Annotated in this window: 1 protein-coding gene; it reads left to right on the top strand. The window is 44.4% G+C overall.

What is annotated here, in order from left to right:
• Nucleotides 1–53: 53 nt before the first annotated feature.
• Complete coding sequence (locus tag LHL18_RS19610) at nucleotides 54–1,214, top strand: IS30 family transposase (RefSeq protein WP_226768318.1); 1,161 nt, start codon at nucleotides 54–56, stop codon at nucleotides 1,212–1,214.
• Nucleotides 1,215–1,221: the final 7 nt, after the last annotated feature.

Below are 1,221 nucleotides of genomic sequence, written 5' to 3'. Positions count from 1 at the left end.
TGTGAGTTCAATTGGTCGATGCAACGCTACTCTTTTTAGAGGAGGGCGTTGCTATGAAACAAAGAAAACGTATTTACTATACACCAGAGCAGAAAGCTCTTATTTGGGATAGGTACAAACAAGGTGATTCGTTGCACGATATTGCCAAAATGTTTGATCGATATCACTCCTCTATTATGCCAACCATATACCAAACTGGTGGGTATAGACCTCCCATACGCAAGCGTCACCCATTAGCTCTCACCTTGAGTGAACGAGAAGAAATCTCCAGAGGACTCGCAACAAATACGAGTATCAGAGACATAGCAGCGAAATTGGCAAGGTCGCCGTCGACAATAAGTCGTGAAATTGGAAGACATGGAGGGCTCAAGCACTATCGTGCAGCCGATGCAGATAAAGTGGCTTGGGATAATGCGTTACGACCCAAACCTTGCAAGTTAATAGATTGCCCTGCATTGTGTAAGTTAATCGCGGCCAAGCTTCATCGGGCTTGGTCACCGGAGCAAATCGCAGGTTGGTTAAAACGGCGATACCCTGATAATCAGGAAATGCAGGTGTCTCACGAAACTATTTACAAAACGCTATTTATTCAAACACGAGGCGCGTTAAAGAAAGAACTTCAGCAATGCCTGCGTTCAAAAAGAGCAGTGCGGCGATCTAGAACGGCATCACTAAAAGGAAAAGGGTTAGGTTCAATACCGGAAGCAATATCCATTAGCGAGAGACCTGCATGCATTGAGGATAGGGCTATACCAGGCCACTGGGAAGGCGATCTCATACAGGGTTCAAGAAACTCTTATATTGTCACTTTGGTAGAGCGACACTCGCGTTTTGTCATGCTTGTTAAAGTTTCAAACAACAAGACATCTACAGTCATTCCTGCATTGATTAAGCAGGCTAAGAAGTTACCTGCAGAGCTTTATAAAACGCTGACTTGGGATAGGGGCGCTGAAATGACAAACCACGCTGAATTCACTGTCGCTACAGAGATACAAGTGTATTTCTGTGACCCTAAATCACCTTGGCAGCGCGGTTCCAACGAAAATACTAATAGGCTTCTAAGGCAGTATTTCCCAAAAGGGACTGACTTATCAGTACACAGTCAACAGAAACTCAGCAGTATTGCACGACAACTAAACGAGCGACCAAGAAAAACACTAAACTATGAATCACCGGCAGAGAGATTTAATCAGTGTGTTGCGTCCATCGATTGAACTCACA

It is taken from the genome of Rheinheimera aquimaris, from assembly GCF_020531985.1.
Lineage (GTDB): Bacteria > Pseudomonadota > Gammaproteobacteria > Enterobacterales > Alteromonadaceae > Alishewanella > Alishewanella aquimaris.
The sequence above is the reverse complement of the archived record's forward strand: the minus strand, read 5'-3'. Positions and strand labels throughout refer to the sequence as shown.